This window comes from Rhizobium sp. Nf11,1 (assembly GCF_050587665.1).
Classification (GTDB): Bacteria; Pseudomonadota; Alphaproteobacteria; order Rhizobiales; family Rhizobiaceae; genus Rhizobium.
In genome coordinates this window covers 110,787-136,743 of record NZ_JBOBHU010000015.1, presented here as the reverse complement: position 1 = coordinate 136,743, position 25,957 = coordinate 110,787, and the positions used below count along the sequence as shown (strand labels likewise).

Below are 25,957 nucleotides of genomic sequence, written 5' to 3'. Positions count from 1 at the left end.
GGAGCAGTTACCTATGTCTCCGGGTCGGACAGGAGCATGATGGCGGAGAGGGTGGGATTTGAACCCACGATACCCTTGCAGGTATGCCGCATTTCGAGTGCGGTGCATTCGACCACTCTGCCACCTCTCCGCGGTCTTGGTCGGCGCTTGTTCGGCGCGGGCGTTCTCATAACGGGCAGATGACAGGTTGGCAAGCCGAAATCTCAAGCTTTTCCATCCTTTTGCCTTGACACCTTTCTGTCACTCGCGTATCCCGCATCCGCAATAGGAGTGGAGTAGTCCGCCCCTTGCCCGCCTCGCGCTCGCGCGGGGTTTCACCGGCAGACCAGAGTTCTGGGCTAGTTCCCTGAAATCCCTGCTTAACTTCGACTGATAAAAAGACGGCCACCTGCGGAAATAGCGGGGAGCGCCGGAACGAACATGAAAGGATAAAAAATGTTCGCAGTCATCAAGACCGGCGGTAAGCAGTACCGTGTGGCAGCCAACGACGTGCTGACCATCGAGAAGCTTGAAGCATCCGCTGGCGACTCCATTGAATTCACCGAAGTCCTCGTGATCGGCGAAGGCGCCGACGCGGCGATCGGTGCGCCCTTCGTAGCCGGCGCCTCCGTCAAGGCGGAAGTCGTCGACCAGACCCGCGGCAAGAAGGTCATCGCCTTCAAGAAGCGCCGTCGTCAGAATTCGAAGCGTTCGCGCGGCCATCGCCAGCATCACACGGTCGTCCGTATCACGGACATCGTGGCTGCCAAGTAAGATCAACGGGTTTCAGGTTTAAAAGGAGAACTCCAATGGCACACAAAAAAGCTGGCGGTTCCTCGCGCAACGGTCGCGATTCCGAATCCAAGCGCCTTGGCGTGAAGAAGTTCGGCGGCGAAGCCGTCATCGCAGGCAACATCATCGTGCGTCAGCGCGGTACGCAGTGGCATCCCGGTTCCAACGTCGGCCTGGGCAAGGATCACACGATCTTTGCACTTACCGCCGGCAATGTGGACTACCGAACGAAGGCCAACGGTCGCGTCTACGTGTCTGTCATGCCGAAAGCGGAAGCAGCGGAATAAGCCGGTAGCGCTCAAAAACAGCCGGCGTCTCATCGACCCGGCTGGCCGTACCAGGTTCAGTCCAGAAAACAGGGGAGATGGGGCGCCATCTCCCCTTTTTCTTTGTCCAAACAGGAGGACTGAACATGCAAGGCGAATTGATAAGGGTAGACCAATCACGGTCTTCCCGGGAAGACCAGCGGTCTTCCAAGGAACGGCTGAGGCCGGAGCGGTTAAGGACCGATTGCCCTGTCTTGTTATCGGAAAGGCTCGTCATGCGCGCGCCACATGAAGAAGACATCGACGCCCTTGCCCATCTCGCCAACAACGCCAAAGTCGCCACCATGGTATCGCGTATGCCGCACCCCTATACCGCCAATGATGCCGCCGACTTTGTTTGGCGTTCGCGAAATGGCGAGATTGGCAAGTGCGTCTATGCCATCACCAAAGCCGAAAACGGCGCCTTCATGGGGTGCTGCGGCGTGGAACCGCACAGCGACGGCAGGACCGTCGAGATCGGTTACTGGCTGGGTGAGCCCTATTGGAACCAGGGCTACACCACCGAGGCCTGCCATGCCCTCGTCGATATGGTGTTCAGAACCCGTCAGGACATCGATCAGATCGACGCCCGCTGCCGGGTGATGAACGTCGCCTCGCGCCGCGTCATCCAGAAGTGCGGCTTCCAGTTCCAGGGATCGGGGCTTGCGGCCTCGCTGGCGCTCGGCAGCAACGTGCCTGTCGAATGGTACAGGCTCGACCGCAAGACCTGGATGTCGCTGCGAAGCTGGGGGAACATCGCATGAGCACGACGGCACTGCAAAGGCCGGACACCAAGCCGATGATGCCCGGCCCCGCGCCGGTCATCCCGACTGCCCGGCTGACGCTCCGCCCCCACCGGCTGAGCGATGCGCCCGCCATCGCGGAATCGCTTGCCGATTTCGCGGTGACGCGCATGCTTTCCCGCGTCCCCGCGCCCTTCGACAGGCAGGATGCGCTGGATTGGCTGATGCCGGTCACGTCAGGCACGCTGCCGGACTGGTCGCTCGCCATCACCGGCAATGACGATGTCCATATCGGCGCCGTCTCGATCGAACTGCGCCACGGCCGCTGGCACCTCGGCTACTGGCTGAACCGTTACTACTGGCGACGCGGCTATATGAGCGAGGCGGTGGCGGCGATCATCGAACGCTTTTCGCGCCGCATGCCGGAGACGCCTGTTCATTCCGGTGTCTTCGCCGACAACCCGGCTTCGCTGCGACTGCAGGAGAAGCTCGGTTTCCGCATGACCGGTTGCGGCGAAATCTATTGTTTCGCCCGCAACACCATGGTGTCGCATATCGAAACCGTGCTGCAGCCGGGCGCGCTGCAGCCGCGCAAGGTCGCATAACAGAGCATGGTGTCGAAGATGCTCTGAAAGAAGTGGAAAAGAAGACGCCGCCGGCTCGGCGGCGTCTTCGTCAATCGCCGATCTCGACCCAGACAGGGAAATGATCGGAACCGTGGGATTGCGTATCGATCCGGGTGGATTTCAACCGGCTCTCCAGGCCGCAACTGACGAAGCAATAGTCAAGATGCATGCGTTTGCCGTGATCATCAGGATCCATCCAGCTGTAGCTGTCCGGCGTGTAAGCGTTAAGCGCCGCAAAAGCGTCCATCGGCGTGCCGATTCTGGCAACACGGCCGTAATATCCGCCGCCGGCACCGGCAAGTGCGCAATATTCCGGCGATTCCGGCTCCATGTTGAAATCGCCCATGATCACATAATCCTCGGGCAGCGGCAGCTCCGGCAGATCGAGCTCGCCACCGCCCGTCAGCGATCCGCCCTCCTGGACGAATGCGTTGACTTGCCCGTTCAAGAATTGCAGCTGGCGGATGCGCTCGTCGGCGGAGACATGGTCGAGATGCACGGAGTAGACGCGGATCGCGCCGCCCGGAATGGCGATCAGCGCCTCGGTTGCGCCGCGCTGCAGGTTGATCTTGGCGATCGTCCGGCTGCGTGGCAGAAGCAGCGTCCGCGTCGACAGGATCGGCCAGCGCGACAGCACCATATTGCCGAACTGAAAACGCGTGCCGCGCACCGGCTGCAGGCCGCCTTTGCCCCCGTCGATATGGATGTCGCAGGCCGGCCCATACACCCAGAAATGGTCGGGAAACAAGGCGGCAATCCCTGCCACCATGTCGGCAAAACCGTTGCGGGAGAAACCGCGGGTCACCTCCTGCAGCGCTATGACGTCGGCGCCTTCGAGGCTGCGGGCAATGCGCGCCAGATCGTATCGGCCGTCGAGACCGAAGCCGTACTGTATGTTATAGCTGACAAAATTCACGATAATCTTTGACCTCCGTCGGAACCGCCTATATCGAATGGGCCAAGACGGGCCGTCCAACTGCCACGGAATATTTGGAAGTAAAAATGAAATTTCTCGACGAAGCAAAGGTCTATATCCGATCCGGAGATGGCGGCGCGGGCAGCGTTTCCTTCCGGCGCGAGAAATTCATCGAGTTCGGCGGCCCCGATGGCGGTGATGGCGGACGCGGCGGCGATGTCTGGGTGGAGGCCGTCAACGGCCTCAACACGCTGATCGATTTCCGCTACCAGCAGCATTTCAAAGCGACGATCGGCACCCACGGCATGGGCCGCAACCGCACCGGCGCCAACGGCAGCGACGTGACGTTGAAGGTCCCCGTGGGAACCCAGATCTTCGAGGAAGACCGGGAAACAATGATCTGCGACCTGACCGAGGAAGGCCAGCGTTACTGCCTTGCCCATGGCGGCAATGGCGGCTTCGGCAACGCCCATTTCAAAACCTCGGTCAACCAGGCCCCTGACTGGGCCAATCCCGGCCTGCCAGGCGAGGAAAAAACCATCTGGCTGCGGCTGAAGCTGATTGCCGATGCCGGCCTTGTCGGCCTGCCCAATGCCGGCAAGTCGACTTTCCTCGCATCCGTTACCCGCGCCCGGCCGAAGATCGCCAACTACCCCTTCACCACGCTGCATCCCAATCTCGGCGTTGCCACGGTTGACGAGCGGGAGTTCATCCTGGCCGATATTCCGGGCCTGATCGAAGGCGCTCATGAGGGCGTCGGCATCGGCGACCGTTTCCTCGGCCATGTCGAGCGCACCCGCGTGCTGCTCCATCTCGTCTCCGCCCAGGAGGAAAAGGTCGGCAAGGCCTATAAGACGGTCAAACACGAGCTCGAAGCCTATGGCAATGAGCTGACCGATAAGCCCGAGATCGTGGCGCTGTCGCAGATCGACGTGCTCGACGAGGCCGAACTGAAGAAGAAGACGAAGGAATTGGCGAAGGCCTGCGGCAAGACGCCGTTCCAGATCTCCGCTGTCACCGGCAGGGGCATGACGGAGGTTCTGCGCGCGCTGCGCGATATCATCGTCGAAGAGAATGCCGAGGAGAAGCCGGCCAAGGTGCCGAAGCTCCGGCATCGCGACATGATCGTCAGCGAAGAAGGCACGGACGAGGATGCGGCCGATGACCAGCCGTAAGCCGCTTGGCCGCTACCGCCGCATCGTCATCAAGATCGGCTCGGCCCTGCTGGTCGATCGTAAGGCCGGGCTGAAGAAGGCCTGGCTCGATGCGATGTGCGCCGATATTGCAGGCCTGAAGGCCAAGGGGATCGACGTGCTCGTCGTCTCCTCGGGGGCAATTGCGCTCGGCCGCTCGGTGCTCAACCTGCCCGCCGGCGCGCTGAAGCTAGAGGAAAGCCAGGCCGCCGCCGCCGTCGGCCAGATCGCCTTGGCACGCGCCTGGTCGGAGAGCCTGTCGCGCGACGAAATCGTCGCCGGCCAGATCCTGCTGACGCTCGGTGATACCGAGGAACGCCGCCGCTATCTCAACGCACGCGCCACCATCAATCAGCTCCTGAAGATCGGCGCCGTGCCGATCATCAACGAGAACGATACGGTCGCGACCAGCGAGATCCGCTATGGCGACAACGACCGGCTTGCCGCCCGTGTGGCGACGATGACCGGCGCCGACCTGCTCATCCTCCTTTCCGATATTGACGGCCTCTACACCGCGCCGCCGCATCTCGATCCGAATGCGGCCTTCCTCGAGACGATCGGCGAAATCACCCCGGAAATCGAGGCGATGGCCGGAGGGGCCGCCTCCGAGCTCTCGCGTGGCGGCATGCGCACCAAGATTGATGCCGGCAAGATCGCCACCACGTCGGGCTGCGCCATGATCATCGCGTCGGGCAAGACCGAAAGCCCTCTGTCGGCGATCGAAAACGGCGCGCGCTCCTCCTGGTTCGCCCCTTCCGGAACGCCAGTCACCGCCCGCAAGACCTGGATCGCCGGGCAGTTGCAGCCGGCAGGCGAACTGCATGTCGACGAGGGCGCCGTCACCGCGCTCGGCGCCGGCAAGAGCTTGCTTCCCGCCGGCGTGCGCAGCGTTTCCGGCCTCTTCAGCCGCGGCGACACGGTAGCGATCATCGGACCGGCCGGTCGCGAGATCGCCCGCGGGTTGGCAAGCTACGATGCCGAGGACGCCCGCCGCATCGCCGGCCGCAAGTCGGCCGAGATCGCGGCCATTCTCGGTTATGCCGGACGCGCCGCCATGGTCCATCGCGACGACATGGTGATGACCGCCCAGATCAGACCGAAATCGGAAAGGCAGAAGAAGGACGCGAGCTATGCTTGATACCGTTGCGCCGGGGCCTGACATTGATGCGCTGATGAACGACATCGGCCGCAAGGCGAAGGCTGCCGCGCGACCGTTGGGCTTTGCGTCCACCGAGGCGAAGAACAAGGCCCTGAACGCCATGGCCGACGCGATCCTGGCGAGCAGGGCGCATATCCTGGCCGAAAACGCCAAGGACCTGAAGGATATCGAAGGCAGCGAAACGCTTGCCTCCTTCGTCGACCGGTTGACGCTGAACGAAAAGCGCATTGCCGAGATGGCCGAGGGAATCCGCGCCATCGCCGCCCTTGCCGATCCGGTTGGCGAAGTCATCGCCGCCTGGGACCGGCCGAACGGCCTGAAGATCGAGCGCGTCCGCACGCCGCTCGGCGTCATCGGGGTGATCTTCGAAAGCCGGCCGAACGTCACCGCCGATGCCGGGGCGCTCTGCCTGAAAGCGGGCAATGCGGTCATCCTGCGCTGCGGCTCGGATTCGCGTCGTTCATCGCAGGCTATCCATGCCTGCATGGTTGAAGGATTGAAGGCCGCGGGACTTCCAGAGCACGCTATCCAACTTGTCCCTGTTACCGATCGAGCCGCCGTCGGCGCCATGCTGCGTGGCCTCGACGGCGCAATCGACGTCATCGTGCCGCGCGGCGGCAAGAGCCTGGTTGCCCGCGTGCAGACCGAGGCCCGGGTGCCGGTCTTTGCCCATCTCGAAGGCCTTTGCCATATCTATGTCGATGCCTCGGCCGATATCGAAATGGCGAAGAAGATCGTCGCCAACGCCAAGATGCGCCGCACCGGCATCTGCGGCGCGGCCGAGACTCTGCTCGTCGATATCGCGGCAACCGGCACGCATCTGACGCCGCTGCTCGAGGTGCTGACGGACGCCGGCTGCGAGATCCGCGCTTCGGCGGCGGTGCTGAAAGTTGCGCCCGGCCTGAAGCCCGCGACGGAGGAGGACTGGTCGACCGAATATCTCGACGCGATCATCTCGGTCGCCGTCGTCGACGGCATATCGGGTGCCATCGCCCATATCCAGAAATATTCCTCGAACCACACCGAGGCCATCATCGCCGAGGATCCCGGCGTCGTCGAGCGTTTTTTCACCGAAGTCGATTCGGCGATCCTGCTGCACAACGCTTCTACCCAGTTCGCCGATGGCGGTGAGTTCGGCATGGGCGCGGAAATCGGCATCGCCACCGGCAAGATGCATGCCCGCGGTCCCGTCGGTGTCGAACAGCTGACCTCCTTCAAATACCGGGTGCGCGGTGCCGGACAGACCCGACCCTGACGTGACGACGGAAGAGCTGGACCGACGTTATCTCCGCATGCCGCACAGCGAGCGCGGCATGATCGTCGGCCTGTTCGGCGGGTCGTTCAATCCGCCGCATGAGGGCCATGCGCTCGTCGCCGAAATCGCCATCAAGCGGCTCGGTCTCGACCAGCTCTGGTGGATGGTGACCCCCGGCAATCCGCTGAAAAGCCGCAATCTTCTCGCGCCGCTCGCCGAACGAATTGCCGAAAGCGAGCGTGTCGCCGCCGATCCGCGCATCAAGGTCACCGCTTTCGAGCAGGCGCTCGGCGTCAGCTACACAGCCAATACGCTGGCCCGCGTCAAAGCCCGCAATCCGCATGTGCATTTCATTTGGATCATGGGCGCCGACAGCCTGCAGACCTTTCACAAATGGCAGAAATGGCAGGAGATCGCCCGCACCTTTCCGATCGCGGTGATCGACCGGCCGGGCGCGACGCTCTCCTATCTCTCTTCGAAAATGACGCGGAGCTTCGATTTCGCCCGCGTCGACGAGGACGATGCGCGCGTTCTCTGGAAGAAGCGGGCGCCGGCCTGGACCTTCATCCACGGCCCGCGCTCCGGCCTGAGCTCGACGGCAATCCGCAATGGCGCTTTGCCGGGCACGGTCAGATAGTTGATTTTAGAAAAAATCCCGGAAACGAGAAAGCCCGACGGGGGAGGAGATCCGTCGGGCTTATAAACTCGATCGACAACTGGGAGGAGGAGTGTTGCCGATCCTGTCGAACGGCTATGGGAGGAGGAGAAAGCCGTTTCGATGACTGTGTTGTACCATATTCCGCGGCAAGGTGAATATCATTTTGTGCAATGCAGCAATGCAACCGACGCAATACTGCGCTCACGAGGCGTCGAATGCTGCCGCATTAATCGGCAAGCTCTGCAAAACAACTCTTTCCCCCCTGCGGGTCCGCTGATTTGGCAATCGCCATCCCCGCTCATTGCGCGCCTACGGACCAACCTCTCAAAAGCAAGCCCGCCATGAAGAGATAAGCCCGGCCGCCGGTAGGGTTATATTTTCATGGACATATCCCCTAGCCAAACTATGAGTATCGTTATATTCGTAGAAACATTTCGATACCTGGGGACTGAATGCATGCAGAACCGCCGCCAATGGATGAAGCTGGCAACCGCCGCGATCGCGGCTCTCTGCATAGGCGCGGCGCTGCCGGCGCCCGCAGCTGCTGAGAAGCTGACCGTGTTTGCCGCGGCAAGTCTCAAAAATGCGCTCGACGCCGCCAATGCCGCTTGGACCCAGGAGAGCGGCAAGGAAGCCGTCGCCTCCTATGCGGCGAGCGGGGCTCTTGCCAAGCAGATCGAAAACGCCGCGCCGGCCGACATCTTCATCTCGGCCGACCTCGACTGGATGGACTACCTCGCGGATAAGAAGCTGATCAAAGCCGACACCCGCTCGAACCTGCTCGGAAACCGGATCGTGCTCGTGGCCGAAAAGGACAAGGCAAAGCCGGTCGAGATCAAACAGGGTTTCGATCTCGCCGCTTTGCTTGGTGACGGCAGGCTTGCCATGGGTGAGCCGAAATCGGTTCCCGCGGGCAAATACGGCATGGCTGCGCTGGAAAAACTCGGCGTCTGGACATCGGTCGAAAGCAAGGTCGCCGGCGCCGAAAGCGTACGCGCAGCCCTCGCCCTTGTCTCCCGCGGCGAAGCGCCTTACGGCATCGTCTACCAGACCGACGCAGCGGCCGACAAGGGTGTCGCGATCGTCGGCACCTTCCCGGCCGACTCCCACCCACCGATCATCTATCCGGTCGCGATCCTTGCTAAGAGCAAGAACCCGGATGCAAGGGCCTATATCGACTTCCTGAAATCGGACAAGGCGTCCGTCTTCTTCACGGCGCAGGGCTTCACTATCCTGAAGTGATTGAGAAACTGAGGCGATTGCGGAATCAGGGGCGATAGCTTAGCGTCAGTCAAAGCTGCTGACCTACTACTCCGGCTGCCCACTTCGCGCGGATGGTCGCCCCTCACCCTAACCCTCTCCCCGCTCGCGGGGAGAGGGGACGTGCCCTGCGAGACGTTAGCGAGGGACGGAGAGGTTGCGGCCATTCCCCTTCGCCCCGCAAGCGGGGAGAAGGTGCCGGCAGGCGGATGAGGGGCAGGCGTCGGATGATGCCGGATTTTCCAGGGAGACGACTGCAGTTGAACATATTCGGCCTGAGCAATGAGGAATGGACGGCGATCCTGCTCAGCCTGCGCGTCTCGATCGTCGCGATGCTGGCGAGCCTGCCCTTCGGCATTCTCGTTGCCCTGCTCTTGGCCCGCGGCCGCTTCTGGGGCAAGTCGGTGCTGAACGGCATCGTTCACCTGCCGCTGATCCTGCCGCCCGTCGTCACCGGTTTCCTTCTCCTGATCCTCTTCGGCCGCCGCGGTCCGATCGGCAGCCTGCTCGACCAGCATTTCGGGATCGTCTTCTCCTTCCGCTGGACGGGCGCCGCACTCGCCTGTGCCGTCATGGCCTTTCCGCTGATGGTGCGCAGCATCCGCCTTTCGATCGAAGCAGTCGACCGCAAGCTGGAGGAGGCGGCCGGAACGCTCGGCGCCGGCCCTGTCTGGATTTTCCTGACGATCACGCTGCCGCTGACGCTCCCAGGCATCATCGCCGGCATGATCCTCTCCTTCGCCAAGGCGATGGGGGAATTCGGCGCGACGATCACCTTCGTCTCCAACATTCCCGGCGAGACGCAGACGCTGCCGGCAGCGATCTACACCTTCACCCAGGTGCCGGGCGGTGATGCCGGTGCGCTGCGGCTGACGCTCGTCGCCATCGTCATATCCATGGCCGCCCTGCTCGCCTCCGAATTCCTCGCTCGTCTCGCCGGCCGGAGGATCGATCCGGAATGACGCTGATCGTCGAGGCAAAACAAAGGCTCGGTGCCTTCACACTCGACGCCGCCTTCACCTCCGAAGGCGGTGTGACCGCATTGTTCGGCCGCTCCGGCTCCGGCAAGACCTCACTGATGCGCATCATTGCCGGTCTCGCCCGGCCGGATGAGGGCCGCGTCGTGCTTGACGGCGAGCGCCTCACCGAAACGACAGCTGGCATCTTCGTCCCGAAACACCGCCGCCGTTTCGGTTATGTCTTCCAGGAGGCGCGGCTGTTCCCGCATCTGAGCGTCCGCGCCAATCTTTCCTACGGCCGCTGGTTTGCCCCCAAGACGGCACACCGCGAGAGCTTCGATCATATCATCGACCTGCTCGGCATCGAGCCGCTGTTGGAACGCAGCCCCGCAAAACTTTCCGGCGGCGAAAAGCAGCGGGTCGCGATCGGCCGTGCCCTTCTCTCCTCGCCGCGCCTGCTCCTGATGGACGAGCCGCTTGCCGCCCTCGACGAGGCGCGCAAGGCCGAGATCCTGCCCTATCTCGAGCGGTTGCGCGATGAGACCGAAATCCCGATCGTCTATGTCAGCCATGCGATCGCCGAGGTGGCGCGGCTGGCAAGCCAGGTCGTCGTCATGCACGACGGCAAAGTCGAGGCGACAGGTCCCGCAGTCGACATATTGAGCCATCCCTCTGCGGCTTCCGACCGGAAAGAGGTGGGGGCGCTGCTCGAAGGCACGGTCGAGAGCTTCGATGCGCGCCACCGCCTGTCGATCGTCGCTCTGAAATCCAACCGGCTGCATATTCCCGGCACCGCCCTTGCCTCAGGCAGACCGGTACGCATCCGCATTCCTTCCCGAGATGTCATGCTGGCGACCGCAAGGCCCGAGGGCCTGAGCGCGCTGAACATTCTTGAAGGCAAAATCGAAGACATGGCGCCGGACGATGACGGAACGGTCGAAATCCGGCTCGATTGTGACGGCGATGCCGTTCTCTCGCGCATCACCGCGCTTTCCTGCGAGCGCCTCGATCTCCGGCCCGGCAAGACCGTCTTCGCCATCATCAAGACGGTTGCCCTGGAAAGCTGATCAATCGTGCTCGCCAAGCAGCAGGTTACGCTTGGCTTCGAGCCAGGCGAGATCCTCGGCAAGGCTCTCCCGCACCGTCTGTTCCATTCGGCGAAACCGCGCTAGCAATTCTTCGCCGAACGGCGTCAATGCCGCGCCGCCGCCCTTTTGGCCCCCGCGCTGCGGCTCCACCACCTGTTCTGAGAACATCCGGTTCATTTCGCTGACGAGCAGCCACGCGCGGCGATAGGACATGTTCATCGCCCGCCCGGCCGCCGAGATCGACCCGGTCGCGCGGATATGCTCCAGCAGCTCCATCTTGCCGTGACCGAGGCGGTGCTCATTCGGGAAGCTGATTCGCAGGACGGGAACAGGTGTTTTTACGGCTGAGTCGGTCATCGAATCGGAAAATCGAGGAATTTGCCGCACTTTACGCCGCGATACGGAAACTGTACACCGACCGCACAAGCAGCCCCGGCGGCAATATTCTTCATTTCGGACGTCAGATCGGATTTTCGGCCGCTCTGTACCTTAGCACGTCTTGAAACATTAATGGTTTGATGCCTATCTTAACCATGATCCGGCCTTAATCGGATCTCGTGTTGTGCATGGTTTGTCATTCCAGGAAAGGGAAAAAACTGACAACAGTACACGCCAAGGGAAAAACGCTCGCCGTTGTCCCGAAGAGTGCGGAACGTGGCGCCGATGCCGCTGCCCGCGCCTTAGAAGCCGTCCTCACCAGCCTTGAGGACTCCAAAGCTGAAGATATCGTCACGATCGACATCGCCGGAAAATCGGCGCTTGGAGACTACATGGTGGTCGTCTCCGGCCGCTCGAACAGGCACGTCCTGGCGATCTCGGATCACCTGCTCACCGATCTCAAGGACGAAGGCTTCGGTACGGCCCGCGTCGAAGGTCAGGAAGGCGGCGACTGGATCCTGATCGACACGGGTGACATCATTGTGCATGTGTTCCGTCCCGAAATCCGCGAGTTCTACAACATCGAAAAGATGTGGGCGGCTCCGGATATGGATGAAGAGACACGGCACTGACAGGCGGGCCGGCATCGCCCGGCGCCTGAGATGCGGCATTTGACTGGCCGGGAAACATGAGAAGCCGGCCGCGGTGTATCGTGTGCCTGAAATGCCGTCACGAGCAGGAGCGGGGAAATGCGAATTGGTCTTTTTGCGGTGGGACGGCTGAAGTCCGGCCCCGAAAAGGATCTTGTGGCCCGTTACCTCGATCGTTTTGCCAAGGCCGGCTCTGCTGTCGGCCTCGAATTCACCCGCGTTGCTGAAGTCGGTGAAAGCCGGGCCTCCAATGCGGAGACTCGAAAGCGAGAAGAGGCGGCGATGCTGCTGAAATCGCTGACCGAGGGCAGCGTTCTCATCCTTCTCGATGAACGCGGCAAGGCGCTCGACAGTGAAGCCTTCGCCAAGCTGCTCGGAAACTACCGTGACCAGGGCAAACGTGAGCTGACGATTGCAATCGGCGGAGCCGACGGCCTTGATCCCGGCCTTTACGACCGGGCCGACGCCACGCTTTGCCTGGGCAAGATGACCTGGCCGCATCAACTCGTGCGCACTCTGATCGCCGAGCAGCTCTACCGCGCCGTCACCATTTTGTCCGGCCATCCCTATCACCGTGTCTGACCATTCACGCTCGGTCCATGGCTCGGCTATGCGTCGCATTGTCACGCAGCCGTGTTTTGCGCAGGCAGGCTTTCTCCTGCAAACTTTCTGGCAAAGCGTGCCAAATCAGCTTAGTCTCCGCGCGATTTGAGAGAGTGCCCGGACACGCATGACGACGACTCCAACCAGGCGACACCGCATGATTTTGCCGGCACTTGCGGCCGGTTTCGGTGTTGCGGTCATCCTCGTCTCGACAAGCCCGTTTTCAGTTCTGGCCCAGGATGCCGCCCCGGAAGCGGCGCAATCTTCACACCCGCCGCCCGCCGAGGCGCCGCCGCCCGATCCGGCCGCCGAACTTGCCGCCAAACGCGATCAGACCCGCGCCGAACTCGAAACCCTGTCGAAATCAATCAGCCTCTCCTCCGATAAGGTGAGCGAACTCCAGCAGAGTATCGCCAATCTGGAAAAAGGCACGCAGAGCATTCGCCAGGCGCTGATCGATTCCGCCGCCCGCCGCAAGGGGCTGGAAAAACAGATCCTTGAGAGCGAGAAGAAGCTTGCCGACCTCGGCGTCAAGGAGGATGGCATCCGCCGTTCCTTGCACGAACGCCGCGGCCTGCTGGCCGAGGTGCTGGCGGCACTCCAGCGCATGGGCCGCAATCCGCCGCCGGCTTTGCTCGTCACCCCGGACGACGCGCTTGCATCCGTGCGCAGCGCCATCCTGCTCGGCGCCGTCGTTCCCGGCATCCGCAAGGAAACCGACAAGCTCGCCGCCGATCTCGCAAGCCTGGCCGCGCTACAGACGGCAAGCGCCGCCGAGAAGAGCCAGCTGACGGCGACGATGACCGACAGCATCGAGGAAGAGCGCCGCATGGATCTGCTGCTTGCCGAAAACGACAAGCTCAGCCGCAGCAACGCCGCTGATCTGGAGGCCGAGAAGAAGCGGTCCGAGGAACTCGCGGGCAAGGCGACCAGCCTCGAAGGCCTCGTCGCCTCGATGGAATCCGAGATCGCCTCGGTACGCGAAGCGGCCGCCGCGGCCCGTCAGGCCGAGGAGAACCGCAAGCTCTTGACGGACGAGCAGCGGGCTCAGGCCAAGGCGCTGGCCGAGAGCGGCGTGCCCGATAAAAACCGCATTGCGCCCGCATATCCCTTCGCAGATTTGAGGGCGAAATTGGAACTGCCCGTGGCAGGCGATATCCTGCGCCAGTTCGGCGATGCCGATGGCACCGGGCATGAAGCCATGGGAATGACGGTCGCCACCAACCCGGAGACAGTGGTGACGGCCCCGGCAGACGGGCTGGTGGTTTTTGCCGGCGCTTTCCGCAGTTACGGTCAGATGATCATTCTCGACGCGGGCGACGGATACCACCTGGTTCTCTCGGGAATGGATACCATCAATACCCGTCAGGGAAAATTCGTTTTCTCTGGTGAACCGCTCGCCATGATGGGAGCGAAAAGAGTGGCGAGCGCAACTGCATTGGCGCTGGAAACGGACCGGCCAACGCTTTACATTGAATTTCGAAAAGACGGTAAACCGGTCGATTCCCGACCGTGGTGGACCGCCAAGGACACTGGAAAGGCACGCAATGATTCGTAGGGCTTCTCTTGTTCTGGTCGGCGCATTGATGGGTGCGACCGCGATGAGCGTCATTTATTCGGCAGGTGTGCCGGCAGAAGCAGCCGGATCCTCCACCTACAAGGAACTGTCGGTATTCGGCGATGTCTTCGAACGCGTGCGCGCGCAGTACGTCACGCCGCCGGCCGAAGACAAGCTGATCGAAAACGCCATCAACGGCATGCTGTCTTCGCTCGACCCGCATTCGAGCTACATGAATGCGAAGGACGCCGAAGATATGCGCACCCAGACGAAGGGTGAGTTCGGCGGTCTCGGCATCGAAGTCACAATGGAAGACGAGCTCGTCAAGGTCATCACGCCGATCGATGACACGCCCGCCGCCAAGGCCGGTGTTCTCGCCGGCGACTACATTTCCGAGATCGACGGGCAGTCCGTTCGCGGCCTGAAGCTGGAAGACGCCGTCGAGAAGATGCGCGGCGCCGTCAACACCCCAATCAAGCTGACGCTGATCCGCAAGGGCGCCGACAAGCCGATCGAGCTGACGATCGTCCGTGACGTTGTCGCCGTCCAGGCCGTCAAGTCGCGCGTCGAGGACGATGTCGGTTATCTCCGCATCATCTCCTTCACCGAAAAGACCTATCCCGACATGGAGAAGGCGATCAAGAAGATCAAGGACACCGTTCCGGCCGACAAGCTGAAGGGTTACGTCCTTGACCTGCGCCTCAATCCGGGCGGTCTGCTCGACCAGGCGATCAATGTCTCCGATGCCCTGCTGCAGCGTGGCGAGGTCGTTTCGACCCGCGGCCGCAATCCCGATGAAACCCGCCGCTTCAATGCCGGCCCGGGCGATCTGACGGACGGCAAGCCGGTTATTGTGCTGATCAACGGCGGTTCGGCGTCCGCATCGGAAATCGTCGCCGGCGCCCTTCAGGATCTTCGTCGCGCCACCGTTCTCGGTACCCGCTCCTTCGGCAAGGGTTCCGTCCAGACGATCATCCCGCTCGGCGAAAACGGCGCGCTACGCCTGACCACGGCGCTCTATTACACGCCGTCGGGGCGCTCGATCCAGGGCACCGGCATCACACCCGACATTAAGGTCGAGGAGCCGCTGCCGGAGGAACTTCAGGGCAAGATGGTGACGGAGGGTGAATCCAGCCTGCGCGGCCACATCAAGGGCCAGAGCGAAACCGACGAGGGTTCAGGCTCCGTTGCCTATGTGCCGCCAGACCCGAAGGACGACGTTCAGCTGAACTACGCGCTCGACCTGCTGCGCGGCAAGAAGACCGATCCGGCCTTCCCGCCGAACCCGGACAAGGCCGTCGTCGCCAAGTAATCGATCATTGCAAGGCCGGGCACTCGCCCGGCCTTGACCCTTTCTGCTGTTTCCCGGTTTGGAGCGGGCGAGAAAATTGGGAACGGACCTGCATGCGCCTTTGGGGCGCAACCGCAAAACCGGCAGTCGGCGGCCGGGAGTGCTGCGCCTCGGCCGGATCGCCGCCAGTCTATGCCTTTTCGCGATAGGCGGCTTCTCTCTCTATACGGCCTTTCGCGGCGACGGGCTCGAGCGCAAAAAAACGCCGGCAACCGAGCAAGCGGCAGCGCCCTCTTCCAGCACACCTCAACCAGCGCAGACGCCGGCCGGCCAGGCGGCGGATGGAATGCCGCGCGCGGAACCGCGTTCGGGCGCCAATGTCGAGCAGATGGTCACCGGCGACGGCTCCGTCGTTACCAAATACAGCCCCCGTCCCCGCGACGGCAGCGGACCGGTATTGGTCGATGCCATGCAGGTCGGCCAGGATCCGCGCATGGCGGCGCTGCCGAACGAGACACTGCTCGAGGATTCGGCCTATGGCAGGCTGCCGATCGTCGGTCCCGACGGCCGACGGCCGATGGATCAGTATGCCCGCCCCTCGTCCGGCGCCCGCGGTGTGCGCATTGCCATTGTCGTCAGCGGCCTTGGGCTCAGCCAGACAGGAACGCAGCGCGCCATCGCCGAATTGCCCGAGGAGATCACGCTGGCCTTTGCCGCAAGCGGCAACAGCCTCCAGCGCTGGATGCAGGAGGCTCGCCGCGGCGGCCATGAAATCCTTCTTCAGGTGCCGCTTGAACCGTTTGATTATCCGGCCAATGATCCGGGCCCGGAGACCCTGCTGACCTCAAAGCCGATCGCCCGCAACATCGAGAACCTGCACAAGGCGATGGGCGAGATCACCAATTACACCGGTATCATGAACTATCTCGGCGGCCGTTTCCTTTCCGACCCTGCCGCCATGGAACCCGTGATGCGCGATATCGGCAAACGCGGCCTGCTCTTCCTCGACGACGGGACGTCGGCGCAGTCGAAAACGGCGGATGTCGCCAAGGGGACCGAACTGCCCTATGCCTTTGCCGATCTGCAGCTCGACGGCCAGCTTAATGTCGACACCATCCTGAAGAAACTCGACGAGCTCGAACGCATCGCACGCAAAAACGGCCAGGCGATCGGCATCGCCTCGGCTTTTGACGAAAGCGTCGACGCCATTGCCAAGTGGAGCGAGGAGGCTTCGATGCGCGGCATCGAGATCGTCGGCGTCGCGGCGCTTTCCAACGACCCCAAAAACCCCTGAGATGATGTCTCAACGGAGAAGAAGATGAGCCAAGCGACCGTGAAAGCCGAGGATCTGCCCTATCGCCCATGCGTCGGCGTGATGATCCTGAACCGCGATGGCCTGGTCTGGGCCGGCCGACGCATCCCTGACGGCAATTCCGAATATGACGGCTCGCCGCAGCTCTGGCAGATGCCCCAGGGAGGCATCGACAAGGGCGAGGATCCCCTGGATGCCGCCTATCGCGAGCTCTATGAGGAAACCGGCATCAGGACGGTGACGCTGCTCGCCGAGGCAAGCGATTGGATCAATTACGATCTGCCGCCGACGCTGATCGGCATCGGACTGAAAGGAAAATTCCGCGGTCAGACGCAGCGCTGGTTCGCCTTCCGCTTCGAGGGCGACGAGAACGAGATTGCCATCAACCCGCCGCCCGGCGGCCACGATCCCGAATTCGACGCCTGGGAATGGAAGCCGATGCAGGAGCTACCTAGCCTGATCGTCCCCTTTAAACGCGCCGTCTATGACCAGGTGATCGCCGAATTCCAGCATCTGACAGCATTGAAATCGGAGGACTGATCAGACCGGGATGCTTCCGATTTGCGCGCGGCGAGCACGGGAGTGCCGGCCGCCCTGACGCGGCCGGCATCTGGTAGGAGCTTATTCGGCTTCGTCGGCGGAATCGGCGTTGAGCTGGCCGTATTTGCTTTCGCCGATTTTTTCGAGCAGATCGAGCTGCGTTTCGAGGAAGTCGATATGGCCTTCTTCATCGGCCAGCAGCTCTTCGAACAGCTTCATCGACACATAGTCCCCGGCGTCATAACAGATATCGCGCGACTTCTTGTAGGCCGTGCGGGCGTCGTACTCGCCGGCGAGGTCGGCTTCGAGGACTTCCTTGACGTTCTGGCCGATACGCAGAGGGGCCAAGGTCTGCAGATTGGGATGACCTTCGAGGAAGATGATGCGGGCGACAAGCCGGTCGGCATGATGCATCTCTTCGATGGACTCGGCGCGTTCCTTCTTGGCGAGTTTGGTGTAGCCCCAATCTTCGAGAAGACGATAGTGAACCCAATATTGGTTGACCGCACCGAGTTCGAGGAACAATGCCTCGTTAAGCCGCTCGATGACCTTTTTGTCGCCTTTCAATGTCCGCTCTCCTGTTTTCCTCATGGAACTGCTTCAAGCGCGACATGAAATCAAATATTTCGGCCTCCGTCGAGTGGCGACGGGCGTGATATTCCTCAGTCGTCTGGATGATGATGTCGACCACGTTGGGGAAGCAGCCGCAGCAACGGCCGCGTTTTTCCATGGCGTGGTAGACCTTCGCAGGCACGATAAGCTGCCAACAATCTTCGTCGAGAAGGTTGGTGATAACCTCCCGGATTTCCTTGTCGGTTATGTAATTGCAGCTGCAGACAAGCACGTCTTCATTTCCAAACATGACACTGACTATCGTGTTTTCTGCTAAAGAAGATGGTTGCTGTCAAGAAAAAATTCGAGTCCGCTTCCCTGCAAGCCACGTTAGGCGGAGCCTGTTGCAAATTTTCTAATATTCGCTTCGGAGGCGATGACATGCACGACAAAAGACGTGGAGATAAGTCAGGGCAGCGCGACGCGTTCAATGAAAATTCCGGCCGCGCGGCATGACATCGGCGGTTTCCGCCACATCCGTATGCCGGCTTGCGGCAGCCGTCTCTCGCCCCATCCTCTTGCGCGCATCGCCAAGCTGCCGCTGGTCGCCGCCGGGCCGCAATACCTCGTCCGAGCGTTCGCAAGCGCCGAAACGGCGGGCCTCGCGCTGCAGGATACCAAGGGCAGGCGTCATGTCCTCGATATGCTCGACGACGGTATGAATCACGCCACTCTGGCTTTGCAGTTTTCCGAAGATCTTCACCAACCGCGCACCCATGACGACCGACCGGTATTTTTCGAAAATTTTCGGCCAGACAATCGCATTGGCAACGCCGGTTTCATCTTCCAGTGTCATGAAGATCACGCCGCTGGCCGATCCCGGTCGCTGCCGCACCAGCACCAGGCCGGCAATCGTCACCCGCTGCCCGTTCGCGACGCGCAGCAAGTCGACATTGCGTGTTACGCGAGCATTGCGCAAATCGTCGCGCAGGAAAGATACGGGGTGCGCCTTCAGCGACAGCGACAGGTAGCGATAATCTTCGATCACCTGCTCTCCCGGCAGCATATCCGGCAGCTTTGCCTGAGGTTCGGGCTGCAGATCGATATGGCGCACTTGCCCGAAAAGCGGCAGTTCCTCCGTTGCGCTCTTCACATCGAGAGCCCGTACCGCCCAAAGCGCCTCGCGACGCGATAGTCCGATGGATTGAAAGGCGTCCGCATCCGCCAGTCGCTCGATGACGGATTTCTGCAGCCCGGAACGCAGCCAGAGATCACGCACCGACGCGTAACCTCCTCCACGATTGTCGACGAGCAACTGCATATCGGTGGACGAAAGACCCTTGATCTGCCGCAGGCCGAGCCGTACCGCATGTCGTGTCCTGATGATTTCCCGCATTTCACGGTGCCGGAAATCAATGGCCGTATGATCGAAGGCGGCCTCTTCCAGGGTACAATCCCAGTCCGACTGGTTGATATCGACCGGCAGGATTTTCACGCCATGCTCTCGTGCATCCCGTACCAGTTGGGCCGGCGCGTAGAATCCCATCGGCTGTGAATTCAGCAGCGCCGCACAGAAGACATCGGGATAATAGGCTTTGATCCACGAGGAGGCATAAACCAGCAGCGCGAAGGAGGCGGCGTGGCTTTCGGGGAATCCATACTCACCGAAACCCTTGATCTGATTGAAACATTGCTGCGCAAATTCTTTGGTGTAACACTTGTTTGTCGTCATCCCCTCGATGAAACGCGTCTCGAAATTGCCGATCGTGCCGGTTCTTTTAAACGTTGCCATGGCGCGTCGAAGCCGGTCCGCCTCCGCTGGCGCAAAGCCTGCCGCAGTGATTGCAATCTGCATGGCTTGCTCCTGGAACAAAGGCACACCAAGAGTTCTTTCAAGAACCGTCTTCAGCTCCTCACTCGGATATTCGATCGGAATATTCCTTTTCATCTGTTCCCGTCTTTTCAGATAGGGATGGACCATGTCGCCCTGGATCGGTCCCGGCCGGACGATCGCCACCTCGATGACAAGATCATAAAAGCGCCTGGGCTTCAGACGCGGCAGCATGCTCATCTGCGCCCGGCTTTCGATCTGGAAAACCCCGACCGTATCGGCGCGGCCCATCATGTCATAGACCGGCTCGCCTTCTTCTCCATGCTCCCTATTGCCGAGATCGGCGAGCGTCTTCTTGATCTCATAATGCAGTTCAAGCAGCGAGAAAGCTTTCCGCAGGCAGGTGAGCATGCCGAGCGCCAGAACATCCACCTTGAGAATCTTGACATTGTCGAGATCGTCCTTGTCCCACTCGATCATGTATCGATCCGGCATCGCCGTCTTCATGATCGGCACCACTTCGTCGAGCCGGTCCCGCGTGATGACGAAGCCACCGACATGCTGTGTGAGGTGACGCGGAAAACCGAGGAGTTCCGATGCATATTTCAGCACATTCCGCGTCACTGGATTTTTGATGTCGAGGCCAGCCGCCTTCGCATCCCGCTCCGAGAGATTGTCTTCCGACCAGCCCCAGACGAGACTGCTGATGGCCGACTGAACATCCTCCGACAGGCCAAAGGCCTTGGCGACTTCGCGGCCTGCCGAACGAGTGCGATAGCTGGTGACGGCTGCCGTCAGCCCGGCATGCGCGACGCCATACCTTCCATAAATATGCTGGATGACATCTTCACGCCTGTCATGCTCGAAATCGACATCGATATCAGGCGGCTCGTCCCGGTCCATCGAAATAAAGCGATCGAAGAGGAGCGTGCTCTTTTGAGGATCGACTTCGGTAATCTCAAGACAAAAGCAAATGACCGAATTCGCTGCCGACCCCCTCCCCTGGCAGAGCACACCAATCTGAAAACGAGCGTGCTGGATGATCTTGTGAACCGTCAGAAAGTAGGAGGCATAATTCTTGTCGCCGATGAGTTTCAGCTCATACTCGATCTGCTGCGCCACTTTCTCGGGAATACCATCCGGATAACGTTTTGCCGCTCCTGCCCACGTCAGCCTTTTCAGAGTTTGCTGCGGGGTTTCGCCGGGATCGTTTTCCGCGGGATAATTATGTTTCAACTCATTCAGGGAAAAGCTCAGCCCTGCGAAAAACACCTGCGTATTCTCGACCGCGTGAGGATAGTCTCGGAAAATCCTGGATACTTCACGTGCATCCTTGAGAAAGCGCTCGGCATTGGGCGCCAGAAGGAATCCGGCTTCCGAGATCTGCACATGTTCCCGGATCGCGATCACGATATCAGAAAGCGACCGGCGATCGGGGTGATGGTAGAGCGGCTGATTGGTTGCAATCAAGGGCACACGGTTTCGGGCGGCCAGCATCGAAAACACCGCAAAGGCCTGCCGGTCCCGCCCGTCATAGGCTGGCGACAACGCCATGAAAAATCCCTTGCGGAACCGTTTGCGAAACCGCTCCAGATAGTCTTCAAGCACCGGCTGGCGGGCAGGATCGCTGATAAGGCTCCGGTCCGGAACGAGCGCGAGCATCATCTCGTCGCCCCATTCCATGAGCTCTGCTTCTGTCAGAATGCAGGCGCCCTTGACTGCCTCTTCTTTCAGATTGCCCGCGCTGAGGAGACGACAGAGATTCGCCCAGCCCTGCCGATTGCGGGGATAGGCAAGAATATCAGGCGTTTCATCGGAAAAGACGAGTCGGGCGCCCGGCTGAATCCGGATAGGATCGAGAATCTCTTCTCTTTTCCCTTCCTTTGCTGCCTGAGCTAAAATCGCATCTCTGTTTTTATATCTCTCCTCAAGCTGCTCGGCCTGCGCATGTGCCCTGACGACGCCGGCAACCGAATTGCGGTCCGCAATGCCGAGACCGCCGAGTCCGAGGTGAGCGGCCTGCACGACCATCTCCTCCGGGCTGGAGGCACCTTCGAGGAACGAGAAGTTCGTTCTCGTGCCGATTTCGAAGAATGCAGGCTCGGCCCTCATGCAAAGACCCCATGCATGAACCAGCGTGGATCGGGTTTTTCACCATAAAGACCCTGACGATAGATCCAGAAGCGGTGTCCAGACTCATCCTCTATTCTGAAATAATCGCGCGTCTGCGCATCATCCCCATCGATCCACCATTCCATGGCGACCCGTTCCGGTCCTTCACTTCTTGCTACCTGATGTTGTGTCCGCCGCCAGCGGAAAGTCTGCGGTGGACCCTCCGGCACTTCAGCAAATGCGACCTCAACGGGCTCCGGGTTTGCAAAGAGCCGCAGAGGGCGCTCCTCACGAAAAGGAAGCGCGCTGTCCTGCTTCACTTTCTGCAATGCCGGTAGGCTCTCCATTGCCGGTACCGCGATCACGGCCCGCTCCGGCACATGGCTTTCCCGAAGTTGGAAACTTTGCAGGCAATCCCGGCCAAGACGGGCCGAAACGCGGTCGACGAAGGTTGAAAGAGAGATTTCATCCTGCCGGTCACCTTCAAAATCGCCCTGCGTGTCGTTGAACGGGTCATGCCGCAGCACATTCAGGCGCAGGATCTCGAAACCATAGCCGGCATCGATATCGTCATAAATCGCATGCAGCCGTTCGGAAAATAACCCTGCAACGAGCTTCGGCTCGCGAAGCGGCCGCGAAGCACCGACGGAAATGCGGAAAACCCTGCCGTCGACACGAAACAGCACTAGCTCGAACACCCGCCCGCCGGCACCGCGCGCTTCCAGCGACGGCTTCAGCGACACGGCAATCTGCCCGGTGACGGCAAGGATCTGTTCTTCCGTTCCGATCGGCTCGATCAGACGACGTTCGGACGAAAGACTGGCCACGGGACGCCGGGGCGAGATCGGCTCCTCCTCGCGGCCCAGCGCCTGGTCGAGCCGCAGAAGCAGCGCCTGGCCAAAACGGCGGGTGAGCGGCGCCCGCGGCGCATGAATGACATCGCCGACATATTTGAGCCCGAGCTTTTTCAAAGCCTCGACGATCTGTTCTTCCAGGCGCAAGGCCGCGACAGGCAGCGGCATCAAAACATGTTCCGTCTCCTCGTCTTCCACGATGCCGCCGTTTCCGAAACGGGAGACAGCCCAGGAAAGGCCCGGCGTCGATGAGACCGCACCTCGTGCATCGAGCCCCATATGGAAGAGCCGCGACAGAATATCCTTGAGAAGAGCTCTTTCCCCGCCGAAGAGGTGAGCGCAACCGGTAATGTCGAGAAGCAGCCCATCCCTGCCATCGAACGCCACCATCGGCGTATAACGGTCGCACCAGTCGGCAATGGCTTCCAGAAGCCGGCGGTCGGCCGCAGGATCTTCTTCCATGACATCGAGCGCCGGATACATGGCGCGCGCTTCGGCAACGCCTTGATCCTTCCGCAATCCCAACCTCTCGGCGAATTCGTCCAGCGCCGTCAAACGCATGGCGTTGTTGAGCTTGCCGCAACAGACGAGCGGCGGTTCTTCAGGACGCCCTTTCGAACGCCAGGAAAGCCCCCAGCGCTTGCGTGCGATGCGATCTGTGGCCAGATGCGGGAAGCTGAGCGCCAGAATGCGCTGATTTTTCGCCTGGAGACCGAGTGAAGCTTGGTTTGTCGACGGCAAGAAATTCGCGTTCATGGGGGCTCCACTCCAGAAGGAAGGAGAATGGAGCCGGATGTCGGCTCTTCTCCAGCGTGAGACGGAAAATCGGGTTACCGATGCTGCCGGCTAGCTTCGATCCGTCCGGTAACGGCCGCAGATTCGACGGCGCCGGCTCGACCCGAAGGCGCAAAGCAGCACTGCTCGCTTCCTCCGCGCCGGCTTGACGGATGAGGAAAAGCGGACGGCGGGCGGCACGCGCCCTGAGGCTAAGCCGACGGCTTTCGGTCAGACCGAAATGCAGAGGATTGCCACGCACCTCCATGACGACGGCAGAGAAGGCTGCGCTTTCAACGGCAGCTTCCGCAAGCCAGAGCGCATCCTCCAGCTTGCGCGGCGCGGCATGGAAAAATCGCTCCGGCTTCAATCCGAAATCCTTAAGCCCCGGGGCATAAGGCCGGCCTGCTTCCAGCGCGCCAACCGCATCGCCGATCCAGAGCAGCGGCAGAAACCTCCCGGCATCTTCCTCTTGTTTCTGCATCCACGTCACAACAGCCATAGCCAGGCCGCTTGCCGCCCCAGCATCGCGGGAACTTGCAGCGCGAAATTCAATGATCGCGTCGAGCGGCAGGCCAATTGGCAGGCGAAGCCCGAGGTCGTTCCGTTCCTGAATCTCTCCGGTCTTTTCCGAAGCTATGGCTTCTCGCTCCGCTGCCGCAAGCGCCGGCGCAGGCTTTCCTTCTAGCTTGGCGATGGTTTCGCGGAGCGCAAAAAGCCGCTCGCGCGCCAGGGCGTTCTGCGCCATGGCGTTTACTCCGTCGTCTTGTTCCTGTTATGTTCTTATGGATTCCAGAGAGCTGAAGAAGAGTCAACAATCATTTTTTATGAATTTATTCCTGCCTTTGATTCCGCACTCGAAAATCGGCGGCAAAGGTTCTATATGGGCCCGCAAAGGAAGGAATATTCATGGCCCGCGTAGACCAGAGCGATGATTGGCAGGACCGCCATGCGCCGACGATCAGCACCTTCGAGTCGCTGGCCATGGAGGCTTACAGCCATCTACCGGATGAATTCCGCCAGCTGACGACCAATCTCACCATCGAGATTGAGGATTTCCCCGATGACGACGTTTTCGAGGATATGGCGCTGGAAACGCCTTTCGACCTGCTTGGCCTTTTCGAAGGCAGGGGAATTTCGGAGCGTTTCACCGTGGAAACCGGCGAAATGCCGAACCGCATTCGCCTCTACCGTCGCCCCATCCTCGACTATTGGGCCGAGAACGACGAGACGCTCGGCGATATCATCACTCACGTCCTGATCCACGAGATCGGCCACCATTTCGGGCTGAGCGATGAGGATATGGAGCGGATCGAGGCCAGCGCCGAGGAAGCCGCCGAGCGCTGAAACCGTGCGTTCGGCAGAACGCGCTATTGCTCGGAGAGCTTCATCTCCGGATCGTAATCCTTGCCTTCGACAGTCTTGACGACGGCCTGGCCGCATTGCATCGCGCCGGTTGCGGCATTGAAGGCATAGGTCGGCGAACCCTCCAGCGACCAGCCCTTGTTGAGGGCGGCGGTGACCTTGTGGCAGAAGGAAGCGTCGTCGGGACCGGTCAGGAAGCGGTAGAGTTTCATCAGGCGGGCTTTCTTGCAGAAATCAGACGGGCTTTATGAACCAGAGCTTCGGCCTGGACAAGATGCAGCCGCTCGATCATCCGGCCGTTCGCATTGATGACGTTGAGGTCTTGGGCGGCCGGATCGGCAAAGGCTGATATGATTGCCTGCGCTTCGGCAATCTCTTCCGCGCTCGGACCGAAATGCCGGTTGGCGGCCGCAATCTGCGCGGGATGGATCAGCATCTTGCCGGAAAAACCCATAGCGCGACCCTGCCCGCATTCGACGTCGAAACCTTCGCCATCCCGGAAATCGTTGAAAACGCTGTCGAGCGCATCAAGCCCATAAGCCTTGACCGCGAGAACGACCTGCATTAGCCACGGCACGAGAAAGCTTCGCCCCGGCTGCGGCAGGACGCCGGTTTCCTTGCGCAGGTCGTTGAGGCCGACGACGAGGCAATCGAGCCGCGCCCCCGGCATGCGGCCGGTTTCGGCGATCGCCCCGACGTTCAGCACGCCGCGCGGCGTTTCGATCATTGCCCAGATGCGCAGCTCCTCTGGCACCTGCGCATCTGCCAGCAGATCGCCAATATCGATGACATCCTGGGGTCCATCCACTTTCGGCAGGAGAACGGCGTCGGGCAAAAGCGCCTTGACCAGCTCGAGATCCGCCGCCCCGAATCCGGATGACAAAGAATTGATACGAATGATCCTTTCCTTGCCCTCGAGCGGCTGTCCGCCAAAAAAAGCATGCAGATTTTCCCGCGCTTGGCCCTTGCTCTCGGGCGCGACGGAGTCCTCCAGGTCGAAAATAACCGCATCACAATCAAGGGAACGGCTCTTTTCGAGCGCCCGCAGGTTGATGGCCGGCACACTCAGCACCGAGCGGCGCAGACTTGAGGAACGCAGAGGTGTGGTTTGCTTCATCAGCCATTAGTGCCAAGCTTCGCAAAGCCCGGCAAGACAACAAAAAGCCATGCTTGCCTTGCAGAGAGGAAAAGGAAGGACCACATT

26 protein-coding genes, 1 tRNA gene and 1 pseudogene are annotated in these 25,957 nt (G+C 61.0%); 18 read left to right on the top strand and 10 right to left on the bottom strand.

The genetic code is table 11. The features are described from left to right. Positions 1-40 precede the first annotated feature (40 nt). A tRNA-Ser gene (locus tag ACQ7C1_RS21815) sits at positions 41-130 on the bottom strand. 305 nt (positions 131-435) lie between these two features. Here ACQ7C1_RS21815 and rplU point away from each other — a divergent pair. The 4 genes from rplU to ACQ7C1_RS21795 all read left to right on the top strand — a co-directional run bounded on the left by rplU (position 436) and on the right by ACQ7C1_RS21795 (position 2,424). Continuing rightward, positions 436-753, top strand: a complete 318-nt coding sequence (rplU, locus tag ACQ7C1_RS21810; protein WP_007824851.1) for a 50S ribosomal protein L21 — start codon at positions 436-438, stop codon at positions 751-753. Between the two features lie 35 nt (positions 754-788). Next, entirely contained in the window at positions 789-1,058 is a 270-nt protein-coding gene (gene rpmA, locus ACQ7C1_RS21805) for a 50S ribosomal protein L27 (RefSeq protein ID WP_004676172.1), read from the top strand. Positions 1,059-1,183: 125 nt separating this feature from the next. Then, positions 1,184-1,840: a GNAT family N-acetyltransferase gene (locus tag ACQ7C1_RS21800; protein WP_430959747.1), complete on the top strand. Its 657-nt coding sequence runs from the start codon at positions 1,184-1,186 to the stop codon at positions 1,838-1,840. Then, positions 1,837-2,424: a GNAT family N-acetyltransferase gene (locus ACQ7C1_RS21795; protein ID WP_221113827.1), complete on the top strand. Its 588-nt coding sequence runs from the start codon at positions 1,837-1,839 to the stop codon at positions 2,422-2,424. Before ACQ7C1_RS21800 ends, ACQ7C1_RS21795 begins: the two co-directional genes overlap by 4 nt. 70 nt (positions 2,425-2,494) lie before the next feature. Here ACQ7C1_RS21795 and ACQ7C1_RS21790 read toward each other — a convergent pair whose 3' ends face one another. Further along, positions 2,495-3,361: an endonuclease/exonuclease/phosphatase family protein gene (locus tag ACQ7C1_RS21790; RefSeq protein WP_430959746.1), complete on the bottom strand. Its 867-nt coding sequence runs from the start codon at positions 3,359-3,361 to the stop codon at positions 2,495-2,497. An 86-nt stretch (positions 3,362-3,447) separates the two neighbouring features. Here ACQ7C1_RS21790 and obgE point away from each other — a divergent pair, with 86 nt between their 5' ends. From obgE to modC, 7 genes are all read left to right on the top strand, one after another. Continuing rightward, on the top strand, positions 3,448-4,536 hold the full coding sequence (gene obgE / locus ACQ7C1_RS21785) for a GTPase ObgE (protein WP_085779856.1): 1,089 nt from the start codon (positions 3,448-3,450) through the stop codon (positions 4,534-4,536). Beyond that, positions 4,523-5,692 carry a glutamate 5-kinase gene (gene proB, locus ACQ7C1_RS21780; RefSeq protein ID WP_097598333.1) on the top strand — a complete coding sequence of 390 codons (1,170 nt, stop codon included), beginning with the start codon at positions 4,523-4,525 and terminating at the stop codon, positions 5,690-5,692. The genes obgE and proB overlap by 14 nt, the downstream gene beginning before the upstream one ends. Continuing rightward, complete coding sequence (locus tag ACQ7C1_RS21775; RefSeq protein ID WP_430959745.1) at positions 5,685-6,968, top strand: glutamate-5-semialdehyde dehydrogenase; 1,284 nt, start codon at positions 5,685-5,687, stop codon at positions 6,966-6,968. Before proB ends, ACQ7C1_RS21775 begins: the two co-directional genes overlap by 8 nt. 37 nt (positions 6,969-7,005) lie before the next feature. Next, complete coding sequence (locus ACQ7C1_RS21770; RefSeq protein ID WP_430959750.1) at positions 7,006-7,605, top strand: nicotinate-nucleotide adenylyltransferase; 600 nt, start codon at positions 7,006-7,008, stop codon at positions 7,603-7,605. A 477-nt stretch (positions 7,606-8,082) separates the two neighbouring features. Then, a complete protein-coding gene (gene modA, locus ACQ7C1_RS21765; RefSeq protein ID WP_430959744.1) occupies positions 8,083-8,868 on the top strand; it encodes a molybdate ABC transporter substrate-binding protein in 786 nt (261 codons plus the stop codon). 278 nt (positions 8,869-9,146) lie between these two features. Continuing rightward, positions 9,147-9,848 carry a molybdate ABC transporter permease subunit gene (gene modB, locus ACQ7C1_RS21760; protein WP_430959743.1) on the top strand — a complete coding sequence of 234 codons (702 nt, stop codon included), beginning with the start codon at positions 9,147-9,149 and terminating at the stop codon, positions 9,846-9,848. Beyond that, positions 9,845-10,912 (top strand): molybdenum ABC transporter ATP-binding protein, encoded by a 1,068-nt coding sequence (gene modC, locus ACQ7C1_RS21755; protein ID WP_430959742.1) that lies wholly within the window; start codon positions 9,845-9,847, stop codon positions 10,910-10,912. Before modB ends, modC begins: the two co-directional genes overlap by 4 nt. On the opposite strand, the gene ACQ7C1_RS21750 is transcribed toward modC, so the two are convergent. Next, the gene (locus tag ACQ7C1_RS21750; protein ID WP_430959741.1) at positions 10,913-11,290 is read right to left on the bottom strand and encodes a winged helix-turn-helix domain-containing protein; all 378 of its coding nucleotides are present in this window, start codon (positions 11,288-11,290) and stop codon (positions 10,913-10,915) included. A 209-nt stretch (positions 11,291-11,499) separates the two neighbouring features. Between ACQ7C1_RS21750 and rsfS the strand changes: the two genes are divergently transcribed. The 6 genes from rsfS (at position 11,500) to ACQ7C1_RS21720 (ending at position 17,265) form a co-directional block, all read left to right on the top strand. Beyond that, entirely contained in the window at positions 11,500-11,943 is a 444-nt protein-coding gene (rsfS, locus tag ACQ7C1_RS21745) for a ribosome silencing factor (protein WP_085779863.1), read from the top strand. 117 nt (positions 11,944-12,060) lie between these two features. Further along, positions 12,061-12,543, top strand: a complete 483-nt coding sequence (gene rlmH, locus ACQ7C1_RS21740; RefSeq protein WP_221113834.1) for a 23S rRNA (pseudouridine(1915)-N(3))-methyltransferase RlmH — start codon at positions 12,061-12,063, stop codon at positions 12,541-12,543. Between the two features lie 178 nt (positions 12,544-12,721). Then, positions 12,722-14,122 (top strand): murein hydrolase activator EnvC family protein, encoded by a 1,401-nt coding sequence (locus ACQ7C1_RS21735; protein WP_430959740.1) that lies wholly within the window; start codon positions 12,722-12,724, stop codon positions 14,120-14,122. Continuing rightward, complete coding sequence (locus tag ACQ7C1_RS21730) at positions 14,112-15,434, top strand: S41 family peptidase (protein ID WP_003543943.1); 1,323 nt, start codon at positions 14,112-14,114, stop codon at positions 15,432-15,434. The genes ACQ7C1_RS21735 and ACQ7C1_RS21730 overlap by 11 nt, the downstream gene beginning before the upstream one ends. Positions 15,435-15,510: 76 nt before the next feature. Further along, positions 15,511-16,707 (top strand): divergent polysaccharide deacetylase family protein, encoded by a 1,197-nt coding sequence (locus ACQ7C1_RS21725; protein ID WP_430959738.1) that lies wholly within the window; start codon positions 15,511-15,513, stop codon positions 16,705-16,707. Positions 16,708-16,731: 24 nt separating this feature from the next. Then, on the top strand, positions 16,732-17,265 hold the full coding sequence (locus ACQ7C1_RS21720) for an RNA pyrophosphohydrolase (RefSeq protein WP_085779867.1): 534 nt from the start codon (positions 16,732-16,734) through the stop codon (positions 17,263-17,265). Positions 17,266-17,346: 81 nt separating this feature from the next. Here the strand turns inward: ACQ7C1_RS21720 and bfr are convergent, their stop codons facing one another. The 5 genes and pseudogenes from bfr to ACQ7C1_RS21695 all read right to left on the bottom strand — a co-directional run bounded on the left by bfr (position 17,347) and on the right by ACQ7C1_RS21695 (position 24,136). Next, positions 17,347-17,832 (bottom strand): bacterioferritin, encoded by a 486-nt coding sequence (gene bfr / locus ACQ7C1_RS21715; RefSeq protein ID WP_064805736.1) that lies wholly within the window; start codon positions 17,830-17,832, stop codon positions 17,347-17,349. Continuing rightward, positions 17,798-18,206 (bottom strand): annotated as a pseudogene (locus ACQ7C1_RS21710) ((2Fe-2S)-binding protein). Before ACQ7C1_RS21710 ends, bfr begins: the two are co-directional and overlap by 35 nt. A gap of 98 nt (positions 18,207-18,304) precedes the next feature. Continuing rightward, complete coding sequence (locus ACQ7C1_RS21705) at positions 18,305-21,760, bottom strand: error-prone DNA polymerase (protein WP_430959737.1); 3,456 nt, start codon at positions 21,758-21,760, stop codon at positions 18,305-18,307. After that, positions 21,757-23,265 (bottom strand): Y-family DNA polymerase, encoded by a 1,509-nt coding sequence (locus ACQ7C1_RS21700; protein ID WP_430959749.1) that lies wholly within the window; start codon positions 23,263-23,265, stop codon positions 21,757-21,759. Before ACQ7C1_RS21700 ends, ACQ7C1_RS21705 begins: the two co-directional genes overlap by 4 nt. Further along, a complete protein-coding gene (locus tag ACQ7C1_RS21695) occupies positions 23,216-24,136 on the bottom strand; it encodes an ImuA family protein (protein WP_430959736.1) in 921 nt (306 codons plus the stop codon). Before ACQ7C1_RS21695 ends, ACQ7C1_RS21700 begins: the two co-directional genes overlap by 50 nt. Positions 24,137-24,297: 161 nt before the next feature. Between ACQ7C1_RS21695 and ACQ7C1_RS21690 the strand changes: the two genes are divergently transcribed. Further along, the gene (locus ACQ7C1_RS21690) at positions 24,298-24,735 is read left to right on the top strand and encodes a metallopeptidase family protein (protein ID WP_085779871.1); all 438 of its coding nucleotides are present in this window, start codon (positions 24,298-24,300) and stop codon (positions 24,733-24,735) included. Positions 24,736-24,758: 23 nt separating this feature from the next. Here the strand turns inward: ACQ7C1_RS21690 and ACQ7C1_RS21685 are convergent, their stop codons facing one another. Together ACQ7C1_RS21685 and ACQ7C1_RS21680 are read right to left on the bottom strand one after the other, a co-directional pair. Further along, positions 24,759-24,965, bottom strand: coding sequence for a DUF1737 domain-containing protein (locus ACQ7C1_RS21685; protein WP_009996762.1), 207 nt, complete (start codon positions 24,963-24,965; stop codon positions 24,759-24,761). Next, on the bottom strand, positions 24,965-25,870 hold the full coding sequence (locus tag ACQ7C1_RS21680) for an HpcH/HpaI aldolase/citrate lyase family protein (RefSeq protein ID WP_430959735.1): 906 nt from the start codon (positions 25,868-25,870) through the stop codon (positions 24,965-24,967). Before ACQ7C1_RS21680 ends, ACQ7C1_RS21685 begins: the two co-directional genes overlap by 1 nt. Between the last annotated feature and the right edge of the window lie 87 nt (positions 25,871-25,957).

Excerpts from the sequence above, each read along its gene's own strand:
- rplU (WP_007824851.1), top strand. The coding sequence starts at position 436 with ATGTTCGCAGTCATCAAGACCGGCGGTAAGCAGTACCGTGTGGCAGCC.
- rpmA (WP_004676172.1), top strand. The coding sequence starts at position 789 with ATGGCACACAAAAAAGCTGGCGGTTCCTCGCGCAACGGTCGCGATTCC.
- ACQ7C1_RS21800 (WP_430959747.1), top strand. The coding sequence starts at position 1,184 with ATGCAAGGCGAATTGATAAGGGTAGACCAATCACGGTCTTCCCGGGAA.
- ACQ7C1_RS21795 (WP_221113827.1), top strand. The coding sequence starts at position 1,837 with ATGAGCACGACGGCACTGCAAAGGCCGGACACCAAGCCGATGATGCCC.
- obgE (WP_085779856.1), top strand. The coding sequence starts at position 3,448 with ATGAAATTTCTCGACGAAGCAAAGGTCTATATCCGATCCGGAGATGGC.
- proB (WP_097598333.1), top strand. The coding sequence starts at position 4,523 with ATGACCAGCCGTAAGCCGCTTGGCCGCTACCGCCGCATCGTCATCAAG.
- ACQ7C1_RS21775 (WP_430959745.1), top strand. The coding sequence starts at position 5,685 with ATGCTTGATACCGTTGCGCCGGGGCCTGACATTGATGCGCTGATGAAC.
- ACQ7C1_RS21770 (WP_430959750.1), top strand. The coding sequence starts at position 7,006 with ATGCCGCACAGCGAGCGCGGCATGATCGTCGGCCTGTTCGGCGGGTCG.
- modA (WP_430959744.1), top strand. The coding sequence starts at position 8,083 with ATGCAGAACCGCCGCCAATGGATGAAGCTGGCAACCGCCGCGATCGCG.
- modC (WP_430959742.1), top strand. The coding sequence starts at position 9,845 with ATGACGCTGATCGTCGAGGCAAAACAAAGGCTCGGTGCCTTCACACTC.
- ACQ7C1_RS21750 (WP_430959741.1), bottom strand. The coding sequence starts at position 11,290 with ATGACCGACTCAGCCGTAAAAACACCTGTTCCCGTCCTGCGAATCAGC.
- rsfS (WP_085779863.1), top strand. The coding sequence starts at position 11,500 with ATGGTTTGTCATTCCAGGAAAGGGAAAAAACTGACAACAGTACACGCC.
- rlmH (WP_221113834.1), top strand. The coding sequence starts at position 12,061 with ATGCGAATTGGTCTTTTTGCGGTGGGACGGCTGAAGTCCGGCCCCGAA.
- ACQ7C1_RS21735 (WP_430959740.1), top strand. The coding sequence starts at position 12,722 with ATGATTTTGCCGGCACTTGCGGCCGGTTTCGGTGTTGCGGTCATCCTC.
- ACQ7C1_RS21730 (WP_003543943.1), top strand. The coding sequence starts at position 14,112 with ATGATTCGTAGGGCTTCTCTTGTTCTGGTCGGCGCATTGATGGGTGCG.
- ACQ7C1_RS21720 (WP_085779867.1), top strand. The coding sequence starts at position 16,732 with ATGAGCCAAGCGACCGTGAAAGCCGAGGATCTGCCCTATCGCCCATGC.
- ACQ7C1_RS21705 (WP_430959737.1), bottom strand. The coding sequence starts at position 21,760 with ATGAGGGCCGAGCCTGCATTCTTCGAAATCGGCACGAGAACGAACTTC.
- ACQ7C1_RS21695 (WP_430959736.1), bottom strand. The coding sequence starts at position 24,136 with ATGGCGCAGAACGCCCTGGCGCGCGAGCGGCTTTTTGCGCTCCGCGAA.
- ACQ7C1_RS21690 (WP_085779871.1), top strand. The coding sequence starts at position 24,298 with ATGGCCCGCGTAGACCAGAGCGATGATTGGCAGGACCGCCATGCGCCG.
- ACQ7C1_RS21685 (WP_009996762.1), bottom strand. The coding sequence starts at position 24,965 with ATGAAACTCTACCGCTTCCTGACCGGTCCCGACGACGCTTCCTTCTGC.
- ACQ7C1_RS21680 (WP_430959735.1), bottom strand. The coding sequence starts at position 25,870 with ATGAAGCAAACCACACCTCTGCGTTCCTCAAGTCTGCGCCGCTCGGTG.